This window comes from Vibrio sp. T13N, assembly GCF_032970445.1.
In the GTDB taxonomy this organism is placed as follows: domain Bacteria; phylum Pseudomonadota; class Gammaproteobacteria; order Enterobacterales; family Vibrionaceae; genus Vibrio; species Vibrio diabolicus.
The window spans coordinates 1-1049 of record NZ_JAWJYE010000057.1 but is presented as its reverse complement, the minus strand read 5'-3'; the positions used below and the strand labels follow the sequence as shown (position 1 = coordinate 1049).

1 protein-coding gene and 1 pseudogene are annotated in these 1049 nt (G+C 34.4%); both read left to right on the top strand.

Features of this window, described 5'->3' with window-relative positions:
- Positions 1–667: pseudogene (locus R2S67_RS22750) on the top strand (hypothetical protein); the annotation flags it as partial.
- Positions 668–683: 16 nt separating this feature from the next.
- Positions 684–1049 (top strand): UvrD-helicase domain-containing protein (locus tag R2S67_RS22745; protein WP_317347179.1); only part of this gene is annotated, 366 nt, incomplete at its 3' end.

The following is a 1049-nucleotide window of genomic DNA, read 5'->3' as shown; positions in this document are numbered from 1 at the left end:
ACCAATAACCAAAGCCATTTACACTCCTAGAACTGAAGTAAAGTACCAGTTTAAAATCTGGTCGCCCCAAATTAAGCTTATCCAACCAGCAATTACTGATTTAGATATCAAGAGGAGTAGTTACGAAAAAGGAGTCAAGACTGATAAGCATCCTGATGCTTCGTATTTGCAAGTTGAAAGTTTAGAAGGAAAAAAAACAACCAATGCAGTCCTGAGAAAGTACGTATGTGGTGTTACTGAAAATGATGCGGTTGAGGCTGATGAGGAAGATGAAAAATCAGTGATTATTCCCAATAATCTTGAATATTATAAAGAGGATGAAAATGGGGGATTTAAAATAGTCTATCAAAAAGATATGATTGAATCATATTTTGCATCTAGTTTTGAAGAAGCATTTATATTAAGCAATTACAAAAACACTATTCTTAATCAGACTTTACGTGATGTTAAGCCAAGGATATATAAATCAATCGTTGGGGAAGTAGGTAAAGAAGAATACGAAAACTCAGTTCACCAATCATACGAATGGCAACAGAAGCTCTCCAGTAGCAAAAGTGACTTTGCAAATACGCTTTTGTATAACATTTACTCGAAGGATGGAGAAAAGCCAGTTCTTCCTGATTATATAGAACATGGACTTGTCTGGCTTGAGTCAAAGTTAGGTTAATTGCGAGGTAGTTAGTATGGGGTTAACGATTCTTGATAAGACTGAAGCGGAAGACGAATGTCGCAGTCAAAAAGAAATATTTGGTCATATATCGTCTTGCGATGATTTTGTTTTTAATGCTGGAGCAGGAGCTGGGAAAACTTATTCTCTTAAAGAGAGTATAAAGTACACGTTATTGAATTTTTCAAATCTTCTAGAAAAACGAAAGCAAAAAATTTTATGTATAACGTATACTAACCTTGCAGCAAGTGAAATTAAAAATAGGGTAGGAAATAGTGATCTGGTTAGTGTCTCTACGATTCATGAAGGGATGTGGGGTATAATTAACAATCAGCAGTCTGCTTTAAAAAAAATTCATGAAATAAAAATCATAGAGGAGATT